This window comes from Halorubrum miltondacostae, from assembly GCF_041379815.1.
Classification (GTDB): Archaea; Halobacteriota; Halobacteria; order Halobacteriales; family Haloferacaceae; genus Halorubrum; species Halorubrum miltondacostae.
On sequence record NZ_JBEDNY010000001.1, the window covers coordinates 305,863 to 324,682 of the forward strand.

The 18,820-nt window shown below is 70.0% G+C and carries 24 protein-coding genes; 18 read left to right on the plus strand and 6 right to left on the minus strand.

All coding sequences use genetic code 11. The features are described from left to right. Positions 1–15 precede the first annotated feature (15 nt). On the minus strand, positions 16–216 hold the full coding sequence (locus ABNG04_RS01620; protein ID WP_371159466.1) for a DUF8131 family protein: 201 nt from the start codon (positions 214–216) through the stop codon (positions 16–18). Between the two features lie 97 nt (positions 217–313). On the opposite strand from ABNG04_RS01620, the gene ABNG04_RS01625 reads away from it, so the two are divergent. The 12 genes from ABNG04_RS01625 (at position 314) to ABNG04_RS01680 (ending at position 7,908) form a co-directional block, all read left to right on the plus strand. Then, positions 314–490 carry a hypothetical protein gene (locus ABNG04_RS01625; protein WP_371159468.1) on the plus strand — a complete coding sequence of 59 codons (177 nt, stop codon included), beginning with the start codon at positions 314–316 and terminating at the stop codon, positions 488–490. 7 nt (positions 491–497) lie between these two features. Next, a complete protein-coding gene (locus ABNG04_RS01630) occupies positions 498–1,013 on the plus strand; it encodes a cytochrome c oxidase subunit II (RefSeq protein ID WP_371159469.1) in 516 nt (171 codons plus the stop codon). Continuing rightward, entirely contained in the window at positions 1,010–2,800 is a 1,791-nt protein-coding gene (locus tag ABNG04_RS01635) for a b(o/a)3-type cytochrome-c oxidase subunit 1 (RefSeq protein ID WP_371159470.1), read from the plus strand. The genes ABNG04_RS01630 and ABNG04_RS01635 overlap by 4 nt, the downstream gene beginning before the upstream one ends. Beyond that, on the plus strand, positions 2,797–3,012 hold the full coding sequence (locus ABNG04_RS01640) for a CbaC protein (RefSeq protein WP_371159472.1): 216 nt from the start codon (positions 2,797–2,799) through the stop codon (positions 3,010–3,012). The genes ABNG04_RS01635 and ABNG04_RS01640 overlap by 4 nt, the downstream gene beginning before the upstream one ends. A gap of 100 nt (positions 3,013–3,112) precedes the next feature. Next, the gene (locus ABNG04_RS01645; RefSeq protein WP_371159474.1) at positions 3,113–3,364 is read left to right on the plus strand and encodes a DUF7542 family protein; all 252 of its coding nucleotides are present in this window, start codon (positions 3,113–3,115) and stop codon (positions 3,362–3,364) included. Between the two features lie 156 nt (positions 3,365–3,520). After that, the gene (locus ABNG04_RS01650; RefSeq protein ID WP_371159476.1) at positions 3,521–3,763 is read left to right on the plus strand and encodes a sulfurtransferase TusA family protein; all 243 of its coding nucleotides are present in this window, start codon (positions 3,521–3,523) and stop codon (positions 3,761–3,763) included. Position 3,764: 1 nt separating this feature from the next. Further along, complete coding sequence (locus tag ABNG04_RS01655; protein WP_371159477.1) at positions 3,765–4,910, plus strand: NAD(P)/FAD-dependent oxidoreductase; 1,146 nt, start codon at positions 3,765–3,767, stop codon at positions 4,908–4,910. A 1-nt stretch (position 4,911) separates the two neighbouring features. Beyond that, positions 4,912–5,613, plus strand: a complete 702-nt coding sequence (locus ABNG04_RS01660) for a helical membrane plugin domain-containing protein (RefSeq protein WP_371159478.1) — start codon at positions 4,912–4,914, stop codon at positions 5,611–5,613. An 84-nt stretch (positions 5,614–5,697) separates the two neighbouring features. Next, on the plus strand, positions 5,698–6,096 hold the full coding sequence (locus ABNG04_RS01665; protein ID WP_371159479.1) for a thioredoxin family protein: 399 nt from the start codon (positions 5,698–5,700) through the stop codon (positions 6,094–6,096). Between the two features lie 95 nt (positions 6,097–6,191). Continuing rightward, a complete protein-coding gene (gene sufU, locus ABNG04_RS01670) occupies positions 6,192–6,614 on the plus strand; it encodes a Fe-S cluster assembly sulfur transfer protein SufU (RefSeq protein WP_371159481.1) in 423 nt (140 codons plus the stop codon). An 84-nt stretch (positions 6,615–6,698) separates the two neighbouring features. Next, on the plus strand, positions 6,699–7,391 hold the full coding sequence (locus ABNG04_RS01675) for an Sjogren's syndrome/scleroderma autoantigen 1 family protein (protein WP_371159483.1): 693 nt from the start codon (positions 6,699–6,701) through the stop codon (positions 7,389–7,391). Between the two features lie 103 nt (positions 7,392–7,494). Further along, positions 7,495–7,908 (plus strand): DUF4260 domain-containing protein, encoded by a 414-nt coding sequence (locus tag ABNG04_RS01680; protein WP_371159485.1) that lies wholly within the window; start codon positions 7,495–7,497, stop codon positions 7,906–7,908. Positions 7,909–7,917: 9 nt separating this feature from the next. Here the strand turns inward: ABNG04_RS01680 and glmM are convergent, their stop codons facing one another. Beyond that, entirely contained in the window at positions 7,918–9,282 is a 1,365-nt protein-coding gene (gene glmM / locus ABNG04_RS01685) for a phosphoglucosamine mutase (protein WP_371159487.1), read from the minus strand. A 136-nt stretch (positions 9,283–9,418) separates the two neighbouring features. Here glmM and ABNG04_RS01690 point away from each other — a divergent pair, with 136 nt between their 5' ends. Next, the gene (locus ABNG04_RS01690) at positions 9,419–10,009 is read left to right on the plus strand and encodes a hypothetical protein (RefSeq protein WP_371159489.1); all 591 of its coding nucleotides are present in this window, start codon (positions 9,419–9,421) and stop codon (positions 10,007–10,009) included. Between the two features lie 27 nt (positions 10,010–10,036). Here the strand turns inward: ABNG04_RS01690 and ABNG04_RS01695 are convergent, their stop codons facing one another. From ABNG04_RS01695 to ABNG04_RS01710, 4 genes are all read right to left on the minus strand, one after another. Beyond that, entirely contained in the window at positions 10,037–10,645 is a 609-nt protein-coding gene (locus ABNG04_RS01695) for a DUF7504 family protein (protein ID WP_371159490.1), read from the minus strand. 43 nt (positions 10,646–10,688) lie between these two features. Then, the gene (locus ABNG04_RS01700; RefSeq protein WP_371159492.1) at positions 10,689–11,081 is read right to left on the minus strand and encodes a DUF8057 family protein; all 393 of its coding nucleotides are present in this window, start codon (positions 11,079–11,081) and stop codon (positions 10,689–10,691) included. Continuing rightward, positions 11,081–11,776: an RAD55 family ATPase gene (locus ABNG04_RS01705; RefSeq protein WP_371159493.1), complete on the minus strand. Its 696-nt coding sequence runs from the start codon at positions 11,774–11,776 to the stop codon at positions 11,081–11,083. Before ABNG04_RS01705 ends, ABNG04_RS01700 begins: the two co-directional genes overlap by 1 nt. 111 nt (positions 11,777–11,887) lie before the next feature. Beyond that, positions 11,888–12,361: a chemotaxis protein CheW gene (locus ABNG04_RS01710; RefSeq protein WP_371159495.1), complete on the minus strand. Its 474-nt coding sequence runs from the start codon at positions 12,359–12,361 to the stop codon at positions 11,888–11,890. Positions 12,362–12,462: 101 nt separating this feature from the next. On the opposite strand from ABNG04_RS01710, the gene cheB reads away from it, so the two are divergent. The 5 genes from cheB to ABNG04_RS01735 are packed head-to-tail and all read left to right on the plus strand — an operon-like array spanning position 12,463 to position 18,798. After that, entirely contained in the window at positions 12,463–13,557 is a 1,095-nt protein-coding gene (gene cheB, locus ABNG04_RS01715) for a chemotaxis-specific protein-glutamate methyltransferase CheB (RefSeq protein ID WP_371159496.1), read from the plus strand. Next, on the plus strand, positions 13,557–15,896 hold the full coding sequence (locus ABNG04_RS01720) for a chemotaxis protein CheA (protein WP_371159498.1): 2,340 nt from the start codon (positions 13,557–13,559) through the stop codon (positions 15,894–15,896). The genes cheB and ABNG04_RS01720 overlap by 1 nt, the downstream gene beginning before the upstream one ends. Continuing rightward, entirely contained in the window at positions 15,893–16,711 is an 819-nt protein-coding gene (locus ABNG04_RS01725; RefSeq protein ID WP_371159500.1) for a CheR family methyltransferase, read from the plus strand. Before ABNG04_RS01720 ends, ABNG04_RS01725 begins: the two co-directional genes overlap by 4 nt. Then, positions 16,711–17,925 (plus strand): HEAT repeat domain-containing protein, encoded by a 1,215-nt coding sequence (locus tag ABNG04_RS01730; RefSeq protein WP_371159502.1) that lies wholly within the window; start codon positions 16,711–16,713, stop codon positions 17,923–17,925. Before ABNG04_RS01725 ends, ABNG04_RS01730 begins: the two co-directional genes overlap by 1 nt. Beyond that, positions 17,926–18,798, plus strand: a complete 873-nt coding sequence (locus ABNG04_RS01735) for a CheF family chemotaxis protein (protein WP_297884974.1) — start codon at positions 17,926–17,928, stop codon at positions 18,796–18,798. Positions 18,799–18,820 lie beyond the last annotated feature (22 nt).

Consider the following 18,820-nt stretch of genomic DNA (forward strand, 5'->3'; position numbering starts at 1 on the left):
CGCGGTTCGGGTCGGTTACGCGTGTTCGGAGTCGGCCGAGTCCCCGGCGAACCCCGGGAGGCTCCCGCCGGTCGCGACCCGGAGGCTCGCCCAGATCAGGAACACGTTCACCAGCGTGATCGCGACGAAGACCTCTGCTCGGTCCGCGATGAACACCGCCGCGGGGACGACCCCGCCGAGAACGAGGAGCACGGCCCGTTGGATCGAGAAGTCCATACCGGAGTCAAGCGCCCGCCGGAAATATATAACACCCGTGTTTTCAGGGTGCGAGAACTGATGGATCTTATTTGCCCTTCTGTTGTCAAGGCCGCCCATGGGCCAACACGAGACAGCAAACGCGCCGACGGACGACGTGGGCGGTGACACGGAGGAGTTCGATCCGATCGGGACCCTCACGCTCATCGCGATATACTTCGCGATTCTGGTTCTTTCGTGGGTGTACATCTATTACATCGAGTTCCTCGGTCGCGACCTGATCGTCGTGGGGTGATCACGAGATGCACATTCACGCCTACGAGAAAATCTGGCTGGCGGCGTCCGTGCTGTTGATTCTGTTTCTGCTCGGGTCGGTCACCTACGGCGCCGTGGGGCCGGGGGTCGCCATGGTGACCGACAGCGAACCGGCGATCGATCCCGGCGGCTTGGACGACGACGACCGGTTCACAGAGCCCCGAGTCGAGCAGGTCGGCGAAAACGAGTACGCGGCGTACGTCGTCGCCTACCAGTTCGGATTCCAACCCGACCCGATCGTCGTCCCAGAAAACAGTACGGTGACGTTCTACGTCACCTCTCGGGACGTGATACACGGGTTCGAGGTCGCCGGGACGAACGCCAACACCATGGTCGTCCCCGGAGAGGTGTCCGAGATCACCGTCGAGACCGACGAGCCGCAGGAGTACGGACTCATCTGTAACGAGTACTGCGGCGCCGGCCACCACGTGATGGAAGGGAAGGTGAACGTCGTCAGCCAAGCGGAGTTCGAGCAGCGGAACGACGGGGGTGACGGCGCATGAGCGAGGCCATCGAGACGGAGCAGACGTTCGCCGACAAGTTCCCGGAAGAGGCACGGGTCGTCCGGGCCGCCCTGCTCAGCTCGTTCCTCGCGCTGGTGATCGGAGCGATCCTCGGAATCATCCAGACGCTCCATCGGACCGACGTGGCGCGGATCATCCCGTCGACCGACTACTACACGGTCCTGACCGCGCACGGCGTGTTCCTCGCGATCAGCTTCACGACGTTCTTCCTCGTCGGCCTGTTCACGTGGGCGGTCGTCCGGAGCCTCGACCGGCCACTGTTGAACACCAAGATCACGTGGACGTGGTACGCGCTCATGGCCGTCGGGATGACGATGACCGGCGTGTCGATCCTCGCCGGCTTCGTGGACGCGGTCGACATGAGCGCCGACGTCCTCTTCACGTTCTACGCGCCGCTACAGGCCCACCCCATGTTCTACGCCGGACTCGCGGTGTTCATCGTCGGCTCGTGGATCGCCGGGGCCGACTACTTCCGGACGTGGCTCGCGTGGAAGCGCGAGAACCCCGACGAGCGGATCCCTCTCCAGACGTTCATGGTGTTGACGACGATGGCGATGTGGTACATCGCCTCCTCGGCCGTGGCCATCTCGGTGCTGGTCTTCCTCCTCCCGTGGTCGCTTGGCCTGATCGGTCAGGTGAATCCGACGCTGACCCGGACGCTGTTCTGGTTCTTCGGCCACCCAGTCGTGTACTTCTGGCTGATGCCGGCGTACCTACTGTGGTACACGGTCCTGCCCAAGATCGCCGGCGGACGCCTGTTCAGCGACCCGCTCGCCCGCGTCGTGTTCGTGCTGTTCCTCCTGCTTTCGACGCCGGTCGGGATCCACCACCAGTACCTCGATCCGGGGATCGCGGAGGGGTTCAAGTTCATCTCGATGACGAACACGATGTTCCTGCTGCTGCCGAGCCTGCTCACCGCCTTCACGGTCGTCGCCAGCGTCGAGTACGGGGCCCGCCAGCGGGGCGGGTCCGGGCTCCTCGGCTGGCTCACTGACCTCCCGTGGCGGAACCCCGCGTTCACGGGCATGATGCTCGCGGGCCTGATGTTCGCCGCCGGCGGCTTCTCCGGCATGGTGAACGCCGGGATGAACATCAACTACATGGTCCACAACACGATCTGGGTGCCGGGCCACTTCCACCTCACCGTGGGGACCGCCGTCGCGCTCACCTTCATGGCGGCGACCTACTGGATCTGGCCGCAGATCAGTAACAAGCCCATCTACAGCCGGACGATCGGACTGGTTCAGGTCGTCGTCTGGTTCATCGGCATGGCGCTGATGTCGAACGCCATGCACGCGCAGGGTATCATGGGCGTCCCGCGGCGGACCGCCGAACCCGAATACTCCGGGTTCGACTACGCCACCATGTTCGGCGGCTTCGAGGAGCTGAACATCCAGATCGCGATCGGCGGGACGCTGCTGTTCGTCTCGACGATCCTGTTCATCGGGAACCTCCTCCTGACGATGGGGAACCCGAAGGTCTCGGGACTCGCCGATCCGCTGCCGCCGGCGCTCTCCGGGCCCACCGACTCGCCGCAGGTGCTCGACAACCTCCGCCTCTGGGTCGGGATCGCGCTCACGCTCGTCGTCCTCGCGTACGCGCTTCCGCTGGCGGCGATCATCAACCGCGGCGGGCTGCTCGGGCCGGGCGTCGGCACGTACCCGGTCTGGGTCGCGCCGCTGTTCGACGCGCTGGCCGACGCGGCGACGCCGCTCCTCGCCGCGATCACCGACGCGTCGGGATCGCTCCTCGAGGTGGTCCAATGAGCGTCGACATCTCCCGCGGCGGGCTGCTCGTGACGCTCGCCATCTTCGGGGTGATAATCTACGAGATGCGGACGGTGCTCGACTTCGTCGGCGTCGAGTTGCCGATCATCCCGTACATGGCCGCCGTCTTCGCCCTCGCCGGACTCTCGATCTGGTACGTCACGCTGAAGGGCGGGTGGCGGACCGAACCCGAATCCGACGAGCCCGCGTAACCGCGCCGGTCCCCTGCTCGGCCCGGCGGTCGCCGCTCTTCTCTGCGACCGAGTTCGCTTCGACCGCGGCAGTTATGTTTTCTCGCCACAAGACACCGGTATGAACGGAACGCACGTGACGGTCCGGTGTCGCGACTGTTCGCTCGCGACGGTCCACGAGACCCTCCGCAACGCTCGGGTCGCCCTGAACGACCACGAGTCGTCGACGGACCACCGGGTCGACTGGACCATCGAAGCGGTCGATTCGGGCGTCTCGCAGGCCGGCGCCGACGCCGGCGTCTGCGGTCGACCCGAGTGCGCGAACGCAGACTCCCCGCTCGTCGACCCCAGTCCCCCGGAGTCGGACTCGTAGCGCCTCCTAGGGCCGGCGCGACCCTCCGCGCCGCCGCGGAGGCGGTCGTAACGCGCGCGACGGACGCCTCGTATATATAGCCTCGCACGGAATACCAGAATATTGGGATTAGCAACCAATATTATCTCCGCGGCGGTCGAACGATCGCCTGTACCCATGTCACCAATCGATATCGAACCCACCGACACGGTCGACGCCCGCGGGGCGGCCTGCCCAGGACCGTTGATGGACCTCATCGGCCGCGTGCGGTCGGCGTCCCCCGGAGACGTCGTCCTCCTGTTGAGCGACAGCGACCGGTCGATGACCGACGTCCCGGAGTGGGTCGACGAGACCGACAACGAACTGGTCGCGGTCGACGAGTCGGGCGACGACTACGGCTTCTACGTGGAGGTCGCATGAGATGACACACCGGATCGCGATCCTCGGAGGCGGCACGGGCGGCACGGTGCTCGCGAACGACCTCGCGGAGCGGCTGGCGCCCGAGATCGACGCCGGCGACGTCGAGGTCGCGCTGATCAACGACGACCCGGACCACGTGTACAAGCCGGTGTGGCTGTACGTCGCGTTCGGGCAGCGCGAGCCCGCGGACGGGCGGCGGCCGCTCGCCGAGCTGGTCGACGACCGGGTCGACCTCGTCATCGACCGGGTGACCGAGATCGACACGGACGACAAGGCGCTCGCGCTCCGCGACGCCGGTGGCCCCCTCGCCTACGACCACCTCGTCGTGGCGACCGGCTCGACGCTCGCCGCCGACGAGGTGTCGGGGCTCGCCGAGGGGAGCCACGACTACTACTCCGAGTCCGGCGCGCTGGCGCTCAGGGACGAGCTGCTCTCGATGACGGAGGGGCACCTCGTGCTCAGCGTCGTCGGGACGCCGCACATGTGCCCCGCCGCGCCGCTGGAGTTCGTGTTCATGGCCGACGACTGGCTCCGCGAGCGCGGGCTCCGCGAGGATATCGACATCACCTACACGTACCCGATCAACCGCGTCCACGGCAACCCCCACATCGCCGAGTGGGCGGAGCCGATCATGAGCGACCGCGACATCGGGGTGGAGACGTTCTTCAACGCCGACTCGGTCGACCCCGACGCAAAGACGCTCACCTCGATGGAGGGGACGGAGATCGACTACGACCTGCTGGCGGCGATCCCGCCGCACCGCGGCGTCGACGTGGTCGAGGCGGCCGGGCTCGGCGACCGCGGCTGGGTCGACGTCGACAAGCACACACTGGCGGCCGAGCGCGCCGAGGACGTGTACGCGCTCGGCGACGCCGCGACGACCGGCGTCCCGAAGGCTGGCAGCGTCGCGCACTACCAGGCCGGCGTCGTGGCGCAGCGGCTCGCGAGCGAGGTCCGCGACCGCCCCGCGACCGCGACCTACGACGGGAAGACGCTCTGCTTCATCGAGACCGGCACGGACGCCGCCTCGTTCGTCGAGTTCGACTACGAGAATCCGCCGTCGCCCGCGCCGCCCTCGGAGAAACTCCACTGGTCGAAGCTGGCGTACAACGAGTCGTACTGGCTCACCGCACGGGGGTTGCTCTGAGATGCCGGGCGACGACGTGGCCGCGGGCGAGCCCGAGGCCGACGGCGCAGGTAGTGTGGGAGCCGACGCGGCGGGCGACGCCCGGCCCGACGAGTTCGACCGCGACGACCTCAAAGCGGTCGTCGCCGAGAACCCGGAGGCGGTCGCCGCCTTCGTCGACCGGCTCGACGCGGTCAACGAGCTGCTCGACGTGGTCGCGCTCGGCGAGGGCGCGCTCACCGACGAGATGGCCGTCGAACTCGCCGGCACCGCCTCCACGCTCGCGGAGTCGGCGGACGGCATCGCGACCGACGAGACGGTCCGGCTCGCCGCCTCGGTCGGCGAGAACGGCGACGAGCTCCGCGAGGCGATGGAGACGCTCGTCGAGCTCCAGCGGAGCGGCACGCTCGACGAGCTCGCGGAGCTGGGCGGCGTCGGCTCGCTCGCGGCCGCGGCGCTCGACGACGAGATGGTCCGCTCGCTCGCCGCCACCGGGTCGTCGCTTGGCGAGGTGGCCGACACCGCCGCGAACGACGACACCCGCGAGGGGCTGACGACGCTACTCCAGGGCGTCGGCGCGGCCCAGCGGAGCGACCCGCAGCCGGTCGGCGCGGTCGGGCTCGCACGCAGCGTCCGCGATCCCGAGGTCAAACACGGGCTCGGCTACCTGCTCGCGGTCGCCAAGGCCATCGGTCGCGAGCGCGGCGCGGCCGCCGAGGAGTGAGCGGGGTCGGCGGCCGGTCCGCGGCCCGGCTCCGGACGCTCCGGCGACGCGAGTGCTTATCAGTCTCCGGCGACAATAGTGTGTATGACAGTCAATACTACTTCGGAGGGCGCGGGCGGCTCAGACGCCCCGGGCGGCGAGGACGCGGCGGCAGCGGCGCGGCCGATGTCCCTGGCCGACGAAGACGACCTCGACGCATTCCTCGCCGACGCGGACGCCGCGCTCGTAGAGTTCTACACCGACGGCTGCGGCATCTGCGCGAGCATGGAGCCGGTGATCGGGAACGTCGCCCGCGGCGTGGAGGCCGACCTAGCGGTCGGACTCGTGAACCCCCGCGACGACCCGCCCTTAGTCGAGCGGTTCGACGTGCGCAGCGTCCCGCTGTTCGTCCTCTTCGTCGACGGCGAGCCCGTCGCGCGGCGCGCGGAGGGGTTCATCCCGGGCGAGGACCTCGCGGCGTGGGTCGACGAGCACGCGGCGTAACGCGGCCCCGCTCCCGCGGTGAACCGTCACCGATTGCGGTCGGCGTTCGGACCGACGGAACCCTTTTGAGCCGCACCGGCCTATTCCGAGCCAGTATGGGACTGGGCTCGGACATGTACCGACAGCAGATCCTCGACCACTACAAGAACCCGCGCAACTACGGGGAACTCGAGGATCCGGACTTCACGCACGTCGGCGAGAACCCCTCCTGCGGGGACACTATCCAGATGGAGGTCCAACTCGACGACGCCGGCGAGACCGTCGAAGCAGTGCGGTTCACCGGCGACGGCTGCGCCATCTCGATGGCTTCCGCGAGCATGCTCTCCGAGCGGCTCCACGGGATGGGCGTCGACGAGCTCGACGCGCTCGACACCGACGATGTCACCGAGATGCTCGGCGTCGACATCTCGCCGATGCGCGTGAAGTGCGCGGTGCTGGGGCGACAGGTCGCACAGGACGGCGCGAAGATCCACCGCGGCGAGCTCGACCCGGACGACCGCACGGTCACCGAGGAGTAGCCGGCCGCGGGCCGACGGCGGTCGTCGGCTCCCGCTCGTCCCGAGCCCACCGGACTTTTGACCGCGAACCACGTTCGTCCGCCCATGAGCGACGGCTTCGACAAGGAGGCGGAACGAGAGAAGCTCCGCGAGAAGTACGCGGACGACGAGCAGAAGCGCGAGCACACCCAGCGGATGTCCGAGCTCCTCCTGAAGGGCGCGACGATGACGAACCGCCACTGCGAGGAGTGCGGCGATCCGATCTTCCGCCACGACGGCCGCGAGTTCTGTCCCACCTGCGGGAACGAAGCCGGCGGGGCGGCGGGCGGCGACGCGGGCGCGGAGGCGGCCGGTGCGGACGAGACCGCGGGGGTCGCGACCGCGACTGCCGAGAGCGGTGGTGACGCTCCGCCCGAGAACGGAGTCACCGGTTCCGATGCGGCCGACTCCGGAGCGGTCGAAGGTCGACAGCCGCAGTCACCGCCGTCGGCGACCGTGCCCCCACAGGGGTCGTCGCCGCAGGAGCCGCGGTCGCCGCCGGAGTCGCCTCCGCAGGCGTCGGGTCCGACGCGGGACTCCGCCCCGCAGCGATCCGGGCGCGGGGCGGCCGAGTCTTCGCAGTCGAACCCGTCGCGGTCGGCGACCGACGCCGACGGCCTCGGAGCCGCCCGCGCGTCGTTGACGCGCACGCTGACGCGGTTCGCCCGTGCGGCCGAGGAGACCGACGATCCCCGGCGCGCCCGCGACCACCTCGAAGCGGCCCGCGAGGCAGCTGAGGCGCTTGCGGCGCTGGACTGATCCGGTCGCTGCGAAACAGGGCCGAACGCCGGGGAGTGCTCGCGTGTGCGGCTGCTATCACGCTTCACTACGAGTATTTATGCTCGATTGGCGTACTGCCCTCATGAACCCGACCCGCTTACTTCGCCTCGAAGGCGCCGGGATCGCCGCCGCGGCGGCCGCGGCGTACTTCGCGATCGGCGGCCCGGCGTGGCTGTTCGTTCTCCTCGCGCTTGCCCCGGACGTCTCCATGCTCGCCTACCTCGCCGGCCCCCGGATCGGAAGCGCCGTCTACAACGCGTTCCACACGTCTCTCGCGCCGCTCGCGCTCGGAGCGTCTGGCCTGTGGCTCGGCGCAACGCCGGTCGTCTGGATCGCGCTCGTCTGGGGCGCCCACGTCGGCGTCGACCGCGCCGTCGGTTACGGCCTGAAGTACCCGACCGGCTTCGGACACACGCACCTCTCACCCGAGCGCATCGATCCGACGGACGATACCGCACCGACTGCCTCCGACGCCACCGGCACCGGCGGCGACTGACCGTCCCCGCTACCGCCCGCTCTCGACGGCGACGCGCATGTCTTTCGCCAGCCGCTCGGCGCGGTCGGCGTCGGCGGACTCGGCGTAGATCCGGATTTTTGGCTCCGTGCCCGACGGACGGACGAGCACCCACGCGTCGCCGTAGTCGAGCCGGTAGCCGTCGGTCGTGTTCGGCTCCGCGTCGGCGGTCTCGACGTAGGCGCGGGCGGCCGAGAGCAGCTCGTCGCGCTCGGCGTCGTCCTCGTACTCGACGTTCACGCGTACGAAGTGGTAGTCGCTGTACGGGGCGACGATCTCGCTGACCGACGCGCCGTCCGCGGCCGCGAGCAGTTCGAGGAACCGCGCGCCGATGTACGCGCCGTCCCGGGAGAGCCGGTACGGCGGGAAGAACACCCCGCCGTTCCCCTCGCCCGCGATGGGGACGTTCGTCCCCGCCTCGTGGAGTTCGCGCGTCCGGGTGATGATGTTCGTCGCGCCGATGGGCGTGAGCTCGAGGTCGGCGTCGTTGGCGGCACAGACGTCGACGAGCCGCTGGGAGACGTTGACCGCGCTGACGACGGCGTCGTCCGGTTCGAGGCAGGCGTCCGCCAGCGCCGCGAAGGAGGTGTCGCCGTCGACGAACGACCCGTCCTCGTCGACGAAGACGGCCCGGTCCGCGTCGCCGTCGTGGGCGATCCCCACGTCGGCGTCGGAGGTCGCGACCAGCCGCGAGAGGTCCGCGAGGTTCTCGGGGACCGGCTCGGAGTCGCGGCCCGGGAAGTGGCCGTCGGGCGTCGCGTTCACGGTCAGCACCTCGCAGCCCAGCTCGCGGTAGATCCGCGGCGAGGCCACCGAGGCCGCGCCGTGGCCGGGATCGACCGCGACCGTGAGGTCCGCGTCGGCGACCGCCTCGCGGTCGACGGCGGCGGTCAGCTGGTCGACGTAGTCGTCGACAGCCCCCTCGATCGGCGTCGTCGCGCCGGCCGACCGCCAGTCGGCGTGGTCGTACTCGTCGTCGAGGACGCGGCGCTCGATGCGCTCTAACACGTCGACGGAGAGCTCCACGCCGTCGTCGCCGACGAGCTTGATCCCGTTGAACTTGGGCGGGTTGTGGGACGCGGTGACGAGAACGGCCGGGACCTCGGCCGCCTCGCAGTAGTTGCCGACCGCGGGGGTGGGGACGACCCCGAGGCGGTCGACGTCGCAGCCGACCGCGGCGAGCCCGCTCGCGGCCGCGTTCGCGAACAGCTCGCCGGTCGTTCGCGTGTCGCGGGCGACGGCGACGCGGTCGGCGTCCCACACCGTCCCGGCCGCCTTCGCGATGTCGAGGACGAGTGCGGGGGTGAGGTACCGCAGCGCGACCCCGCGGATACCGCTCGATCCGAACAGCTCCATGCGAGGCCATGCGCCGGCCGAGGGGAAAGCGGTTCCGAACCGCCGCTGCCGCGGCGTCCGCCGAGCGCGACGGCTCCGGTGCTCCCCCGCCGCGACGACGCGTGCGGTTCATGCCGGTGGCGTCCGTTCGTCCCGTATGGAATTCACGCGACGCGACGCGCTCGCCGGGAGCGCGATCGCCCTGTCAGTCGCCGCGGCGGGCTGTCTTGACTTCGCGGCGGGCGACGGGCCGCAGGGCCCCGAGGGGACGCCGGCGACGCTGACCTGCGACGACGACGCGTTCGTTCGCCTCGACCAGCCGTTCGAGGCGCCGGTCGCCGGCACGCCGGTCGAGACGGACCGGACCTCGCTGGAGCTCTCCGTCGAGGGGACGGCCGAGACGTACGGCCAGTCGCTCCGGCTCGTCCTCCGCAACACCGGCGACGCCCCGGCGGCCACCCTCGGCGAGCCCGCGTACTCGATCCAGCGCGAGACCGAGGCGGGCTGGCTGGACGTCCGCGGTTCGACTACCGGCGAGGCGGTCAAGCTCCCCAGAAGCGAGTCGTCGCTCGACACGAGCACGGCGTACTCGTGGGACCTCACGCTGACGGAGCGGGGTCTCGCCACGGCGGTCAACGGGGTCGACCTCGATGTCTGTCCCCCGCTCGGGACGGGGACCCACCGCTTCGTCTACTGGGGGCTCGTCGACGGGCCGCCAGTCGGCGTCGAGTTCGAACTGATCGGGTGAGGGGCCGACGCCCGTCGCGGGCTCCGGTCAGAAGGGCTGCCAGTCGGACGGCTGCCCGACGCGGCCGCGGACGCGGAACTCCCGCGCGTCGTCGTCGACGCGCGTCTCGACGACGACCTCGAACGGCTCGTGGAGCGTGTGGACGACCTGCTCGTCGTGTGCGGTCGAGCCGACGACGCCGACGAACGGCCACTCCTCGCCGGAGGTCTGCGAGGTCATCACCCGCGTGAACCGGTAGATACGCTCCGGGTCCCAGTACATCAACAGCTGGGAGAGCGAGTAGATTCCGACCGCACGCTCGCGGCCAGTGGAGGACTCCACAACGTCGGTGAACTTGATCCCGATGTCGGTGAGGTTGCCCGCGCTGGCGACGTACTTCGTCGTGGGCGTGTCGTCGCGCTTGTCGCCCTGCTCATGGGTGACGCAGTCGATGACGACCACGTCGTCGCCGTCCGCCCCCGTCAGCTCCTCGTAGTCGCCGCGGACCTTCTCCGCGGTCCGCCCCGTCGATATCACGACCGGCCCGTCGGACCACGACGCGAGCAGCTTGTTGAACAGGTCGTACTTCCCGCTCATCGGCGGACCGCTGATGAGGACGCTGTCGGCACCGCGGACAGCGTCGGGAAGCACAGTCATTTGATGAATGTGAGAGAGTGTTCGGTAAAACCCTTCCGAGGGATCACTTTCGGAGCATGGAGGGGAGGTCGAGCGAGGACGGCGGGCCCTCTCCCGGCTCCTCGGTGAGTGTCAGTTCACGTATCGCACCGGGGAGCGCGGCGGAGACCGGCGCGTCGCGCGGTGCCCCTGCGTCGTCGACGAGCGACTCCCAGACGTCCTCGTCGTCGGGATCGTCCTCCTCGGCTTTCGCCTCCAGCGCCTTCGTCCGCCCCTCGTCGTACGCCAGCTCGATGATGCTCCGGTCGTAGCTGCCCGGGAACGCCGCCAGCACCCGGTCCAACTCCTCCGGGCGGGCGCTGTCCATCCCGGCGGCGACGCCGAGCGCGAACGCGCGCTCGACCGCCTCCTCGCGGGAGATGTCGTTCCACTCCGTGCCGAACGTGCGCTCGTACATTAGTGGGTCACCGTCGCTGCCGGGCCGACGCGGAGGCCGCCATCGGTGAACTCCACGTCCTGGATGTCCGTATCGACGTCCGTCCCCCGCATCTTCAGCACTTGGACGCCACGACGCATCCCCTCGTCCTCGAGGTAGTTGTGCATGAAGACGACGCCGTGGGCGAGGTAGTGCTCCTCTGAGTAGGCGCTCGGGTCGGTCATCTCGGAGATCAGCAGCGTGGTGGCGTCGGTCCGCTTCAGCGAGGAGAGCAACTGGATCATCGTGTCCTCGTCGTCGTCTAAGAGGAACCGCAACAGCATCGTCGAGTCGAAGACGACGCGGTCGATGTCGCGGGAGTTGATGAACCCGGTGAGGCGGTTGGTGACGCCGGAGCGGTCGCGACGGTCGCCTGGCAGGCCGAAGAAGCGCCGGCCGTCCGACGAGAAGGAGTCGAGGAAGGTGACGCGGTCGGAGTCGAGCGCGCGGTCGAACCCGAAGTCGTAGCCGCTCATGTCCTCGCGGATCCCCGCCTTGGTCTCGTGCATGCTGATGTACAGGACATCCTCGCCGTTACGGGCACCCTGGGCCGCGAACTGCGAACAGAACGTCGTTTTGCCGCTTCCCGGCGGACCGCTCACCACGTAGAGACGCTCCTCGGGGAACCCACCGTCGACGACATCGTCGAACCCCGGAACGCCACTTGAGACGCGCATACGTAAGGACCCGTTGGACGGCTGATAAGCGTTGGCTCCCGGTTCTCACGGGTGAGAACCGATCGCCGAACGGCGCCGACGCAGTCGCCCGGCCGTCGGCCGATCCTCTCGTTACGCTTCCGCGGCGTCGACGTCGTCGAGGTCGGCGGCGAGCGCGTCGTCGACGTCCGGCGAGACCCACACCACGAACCGGTCGTCGGACTTGACGATCCCGCGGACGCCCTCGTCCTCGACCGTCGTACCCTGGTCGACGTCCTGCGGCGCGACGTCGCGGACCTGGAACACCTCGTCGACCATCCAGCCGACGGTCCCGCCCTCGTCGATCTCGTCGTCGTCGAACACGACGATCCGCTCGCGCGGCCCGTCCTCGTCGATGTCGTACAGCGTCTTCGGGTCGACGATCGTCGTCGTCCGCCCCCGGAGGTCCATCACGCCCTCGACGTGGTCCGGCGAGTTGGGGATCCGCGTGAGCTCGCCCGCGTCGACGATCTCGTCGATGACGCCGATGTCCAGACAGTACGTCCCGTCGCCTAGGCCGAACTCCAACACCTTGGTCGGCTCGGCTTCCGCTTCTGTGGCTGCCATACCTCTGCTGCGGTCAACTGACAGATAATCGTGTCCCCTGAATTATCAGGGGTGATTCCTGGGTCCGTGGATTTATGCTGATTCTGGGCGCGCTGTGGTACATGAGCAGGACGACGGATCGGCGCGGCGGTCGGGACGGGTCGCCGCGGGTTGTGGTCGTCGACGACTCCCCGTTCATGCGGGGACTGATAAGCGACCTCTTGAGCGACGCCGGGGTCGCGGTCGTCGGCGAGGCGGGGGACGGAGAAGAGGCGCTCTCGGTGGTGGCCGAGACGCGCCCCGACGTCGTGACGATGGACGTCGAGATGCCCGGAATGGGCGGGCTCGAAGCCGTCGAGCGACTGATGGAGGAGACGCCGACGCCGGTGTTGATGCTGTCCGCGCACACGGACGAGGGCGCGGAGGTCACCTTCGAGGCGCTGGACCGCGGCGCGGTCGACTTCTTCGCGAAGCCCGGCGGCGAGGTGTCGACGGGCGTCTCGCGGGAGTCCGACCGGCTCGTCGAGGCGGTGCGCTCGGTCGCGGACGCCGACCTCGACGCCGCGACCCGCGAGCGCGACGACCCGACCGGCGCGGCGACGCGCTCGCCCGACACGGGGACCGACGCGGACGCGACCGATGTCGACGGGCCGCTGACCGTGGTGATCGCGGCCTCGACCGGTGGACCGAACGCCGTCGAGCGCGTGCTGTCGGCGCTCCCGATGGCGGACTGTCGCGTCGTGATCGTCCAGCACATGCCGGAGGCGTTCACCTCGCGGTTCGCGGACCGGCTCGACGCCGCCTCCGCGTACGACGTGCGGGAGGCCAGCGACGGCGCACGGATCGGGGCCGGCGAGGCGCTGGTCGCCCGCGGCGGCAGTCACACGCTCATCGACAGCTACCGCTCGGGGCGGCTCCGGGTGAAGCTCGACGAGGACGACGACTCGCACACGGTCACCCCCGCGGCGGACGTGACGATGCGCTCCGCGGCCGAGGTGGTCGACGACCCGCTCGTCGGCGTCGTGCTGACCGGGATGGGCTCGGACGCGGCAGCGGGGATCCGCGCGATGGCCGACGCCGGGGCGCGGACGCTGGCGCAGAGCGAGGACACCTGCGTCATCTACGGCATGCCGAAGCGCGCGGTCGAAACGGGCGGGGTCGACGCGGTGTACGACCTCGACGACGTCGCCGGCGCGATCGTGGGGGGTGAGGCCTGATGGACTCCCACCGCGCCGCGTTCGTCGCCGAGGCCGAAGACGGGATCACCGACCTCAACAACGCCTTACTCGCGCTCGAGGCAGACCCCGAGGACGCCGAGGCGATGGACGACGTGTTCCGCGTCGCTCACACCCTGAAGGGGAACGCCGCGGCGATGGGGTACGAGGACGTCTCCGACTTCGGGCACGCCCTCGAGGACCTGCTGGACGCGGTCCGGCAGGGCGACCGCGAGGTGACGCCCGAGCTGATGGACCTCCTCTTCGAGGGGGTCGACGCCGTCGAGGCGATGGTCTCGGAGATCGCCGACACCGGCGAGGTGTCGACCGACCCCTCCGACCTCGAGTCGCGCCTGCGCGAGATGGAGGAACACGGCACCGTCGGTGGCGACGCCGACGGGGACGACGCCGGAGCGGACGACTCGGCCGACGCGGACGCCGACGCCGCAGACGACACGGAGGACGACGCCGAGGACGGATCCGAATCCGACACGGACGAGGACGCCCCCGACGTCTCAGTGCCGGAGCCGCCTGCGGCCGCGACGGACCTCCCGGAGCCGGTCGCGTACGCCGACGTGACGATCGGCGACGCACAGATGCCGGGCGTCGACGCCGCGCTCGTCCTCCAGGCGCTCGACGAGCAGTTCGACGGGCACGTCACCGACCCCGCGCCCGAGGCGCTGGAGGACGGCGAGTACGACCAGTCGTTCGACGCCTTCGTCGGCGGCGACGACCCCGAGGTCGTTGCCGAGGGGCTCCGAGCCCTCACGCAGGTCGAGGCCGTCACCGCGGTCACCGTCGGCGGCGAGGACGCCGCTGAATCGGACGATTCTGCCGCCGAATCTACCGACGCAGACGCAGAAGCGGACGCCGCCGAGCCCGTCGCCGACGAACCGGCCGACGCCGAGCCGGTCGAGGAGGACGCCGAAGACGCGCCGGAGCCCGCCGCGGCGGACGCGGACGAGGAGACAGAACAGTCCGACGACGACGCCGAGCAGCCCGACGATGACGCCGAGCAGTCCGACGACGACGCCGAGTCGTCGTCGGACGACTCCGGGTCCTCGGGCGGCTCCGACTCGAAGTCCGGCGACGAGATCAAGTCGATCCGGGTCGATGTCGACCAGGTCGACGAGCTGTACGGGCTCGTCGAGCAACTGGTGACGAGCCGGATCAAGCTCCGCCGCGAGATCGAGGGGACCGACGCCGAGTCGGACGCCTTAGACGAGCTCGACAAGCTCGCCTCCAGCCTCCAGGACACGGCGATGGACATGCGGCTCATCCCGTTCTCGCAGGTCTCCGACTCGTTCCCGCGCCTCGTGCGCGACATCTCGCGGGACCTCGACAAGCGGATCGACTTCGAGATCGAGGGCGACGATGTCGAACTGGACCGCACGATCCTCACGGAGATGCGCGACCCGCTCGTCCACGTCCTGCGGAACGCGGTCGACCACGGGATCGAGTCGCCGGAGGAGCGTGAGGCGGCCGGGAAGGACCCGACCGGCCACGTGTCGCTCACGGCGGAGCGCGAGCGCGACCACGTGATCATCGAGGTGTCGGACGACGGCGGCGGGCTCGACCCCGACCAGCTCCGCGAGAAGGCGGTCGACGAGGACGTCAAGAGCCGCGAGGCGGTCGAGGCGATGGAGGACGACGAGGTGTACGACCTCGTCTTCCACCCCGGCTTCTCCACCGCGGAGGAGGTCACAGACGTCTCCGGCCGCGGCGTCGGGATGGACGTGGTCCGGACGACCGCGCGCGACCTCGACGGCTCCGTCTCGATCGAGAGCGAGCCCGGCGAGGGGAGCACGGTCCGGTTCCGGCTCCCGGTCACCGTCGCGATCGTGAAGGTGATGTTCGTCGATGTCGGCGGTACGGAGTACGGCATCCCGATCAAGTCGATCGCGGAGGTCGCCCGGGCCGACGACGTCGAGGAGGTCCACGGCGACGAGGTCGTCAGGCACGAGGACGACCTCTACCCGGTCGTCCGGCTGAACGAGCGCCTCGGCGAGATCGACCCGACCGCGGCGGAGCGGCCGACCGAGACGCCCGCCGCCGACGGGGGCGTCGCGGCCGACGACCCCGGCGACGACGGGTTCGTGCCGGCGGATCCGACGACAGACTCCGGTCCCGACGACGATGGGGGGCCGGCCGACGACGGAATGCTCGTCCGCATCCGCGAGGAGACGCGACAGGTTGCGCTCCACTGTGACGCGGTGTTGGATCAAGAGGAAGTCGTGGTGAAACCCCTCGACGGGCCGCTCTCGGGGACGCCGGGGCTCAGCGGGACGGCGGTCCTCGGCGACGGGGACGTCGTGGCCGTGCTCGACGTGGTGAGCCTATGAGCCGCCGGAGAGACGACGCCGAGACGGCGTTCGAAGGCGTCCTCCGGCAGATCGACGACACGGTGCCGTTCGAGCCGGGGTACTACAACGAGTCGTATCTCGACCGTCGGATCACCGCGCGGATGCGCCGGCGCGACACCGAGTCGCACGCCGAGTACGAGCGCATCCTCCGCGAAGACGCCGACGAGCGGCAGGCGCTGATGGACGCGCTCACGATCAACGTGACCGAGTTCTTCCGGAACCCGGAGATGTGGGACGTCCTCCGCGACGTGCTACGCGAGCGGACCGCGACCCAGCGGCGTGTCCGCGTCTGGTCCGCACCTTCCGCCGACGGCCGGGAGCCGTACTCCGTCGCAATGCTGGCCTACGACGACCCGGAGATCGATGAGTCGCGCGTCGAGGTCCTCGGCTCCGACATCAGCGAGGAGGCGCTCGAGAACGCCCGCGAGGGCGTCTATCACACGACGCGCACGACGGACATCGCCGAGGAGCTGGAGCCGCTCTCCGACCCCGACGCGTACGTCGAGCGCGACGAGGACACGTTTCAGGTGCGCCCGGCGGTCCAGCGGCTCGTCGACTTCGAGACGCACGACCTGATCCGCGACGGCGCTCGCGACCCGTTCGACGTGGTGCTGTGCCGGAACCTGCTGATCTACATCGACGTCGACCACAAGTCGGCGCTGTTCGACACGCTGGAGGCGTCGCTGGCGGAGGACGGCGTCCTCGTGTTGGGGATGACGGAGAGCGTCCCCCCGGACCGGAGCGACCGCTACGAACCGATCGACAAGCGGCGCCGGGTGTTCGGGAGGCGCTGATGTCGCTGTACCAGCACGCCCGGGACGGGAACGCGGAGCGCCTCCGGGACGCGCTCGGTAGCGACAGCGCGGCCGTCAGGCGGCGCGCGGCAGAGTTCCTCGGTGAGGTCGGCGAGGAGAGCGACCAGGCGACCGTCGAGGGGCTGCTCCGCACCGCGACCACCGACGACGACCCCGAGGTCCGGGGCGCGGCGGTCGACGCGCTCGACGCGCTCGGCGAGGGGGCGCTCCAGCAGCTCCTCGAAGAGCTCACCGGCGGCGGCAGCGACTCGGAGGCCGAGTGGGTGACCGCGCGCAAGTTCGCTCGCGCACTCGAGGCCGACCGCCCGGAGCTCCGGATGGCGGCGGCGAACGCGCTTGGGCGGCTCGACGACGCGAGCGGTCTCCAGCCGCTGGTCGGGGCGCTCGACGACGGGGACCCCCGCGTCCGGCTCCGCGCGGCGCAGGCCTGCGGGACCTTCGTCGACGCGCGGGCGGTCCCCGGCCTCCGGGAGCGACTGGAGGACGAGGAGCCGCGCGTCCGCCGCGCCGCGGCTAACGCGCTGGGTGCGATCGGCACGGACGAGGCACTGTCGCCGCTGCTGGAGCTGCTCAACGACGGGGACGAGTCGATCCGCCGGATCGCGGCGGGCGCGCTCGGTAAGGCGAGCACCCCGGAGCCCGTTGAACCGCTCGCGCGGGCGCTCGGCGACGAGAGCGCGGTCGTGCGCAACGCCGCGGTGTATTCGGTAATCGAGCTGCTCTCGAACGTGCCGACCGGGCAGAGCCACGCGGTCCGCGACCAGGTGGTCTCGGAGCTGAAGGCGGCCGACGATGCGACCGTCGTCGAGCCGCTCGCCGAGATCCTCGCCGACGGCCAGCAGCCGCGCCAGCGGCGGAACGCGGCGTGGATCCTCGGCCGCGTGGCGGACCCGGACACGTCGACCGCGGTGGAGGCGCTGGCGGACGCGCTCGCGGACGAGGACCCGCAGACCGCGCAGTTCGCGGCCACGAGCCTCAAGACCCTCGGCGGGCCGGTCGTCGAGGACCGCTTGCTCGACAAACTCGGCCCGGAACACCCGGAGGACGCCCGCGCGAAGGCGGTGTTCGTCCTCGGACAGATCGGCGGGCAGGAGACGCTGAACCGCCTCGAAGAGTACGCCGACGACGACAGCCAGGCCGTTAGGAAGCGCGTGTTCTCGGCGGTCTCGAAGCTCCGCGCGGGGGGTCCCTAAATGGCGCAGCAGGGCGACGAGTACAAGATCACCGACACGCAGGCGAAGTTCGCGGTTGCGGTCCGCGAGGGGCGCAAGGTGAGCGACGTCTCGTGGACGCCGGGCCGCGTCCTCCTCTCGAACCGCCGGCTGATCCTGGCCGGCAACGACGGGAAGCGGACCGTCCCGCTGTCGAAGCTGGAGCGGCTCGGCGGCCGCCACGACGCGAACCAGTCGGTCGCGCGCGTCTCCAACTACGTGAGCTTCGACCTGGGCGAGCAGGTGCTGCTCGTCGCCGCCTCGGACCACGAGCCGTTCGAGCGCGACGTCTACCGCGCGCTGCTCGACCAGAAGACGGTGATGGCGAAACACCCCGCCATCGAGGGCGGCGTCGTCCAGGACACCGAGTGGGAGCAGGCCCGCGTGAAGATCGACGACAACGGGCTCAACGCCGCCTTGGAGCGCGGCGCGTTCGTGAAGTTCGACCTCGACGACATCAGCGGGCTCGACGCGGCGAAGCGCACGGTGAACGGCGAGAAGAAGCCCGTCATCGAGGTGTCACACACCGACGACGAGGGGACGAGCATTGAGACCCACGTCGCGGGCGACCCGAACCGGATGCGGTTCGTCGAGTCGTGGCTCCGCAAGGGCGAGGAGCGGAGCTCGACCAACGTCGACCTCTCCAGCCGCGACCGCGAGGTGCTGATGGCGCTGTACTCTGGGGTCTCGCCGTTCGAGATCCCCTCGTTCCTCGGGATGGACGTCGACGACGTCGAGGAGACGTTCGAGCGGCTGGTCGAGCTCGAGGTCGTCGAGGAGGTGCGGATCCGCCGCGAGGTCGCGCTCAACTCCCGCGGGCGCAACATCGCCAGCGAGGCGATGAACGAGCAGTAGCGGCGCATTCGTCTCCCCCGAC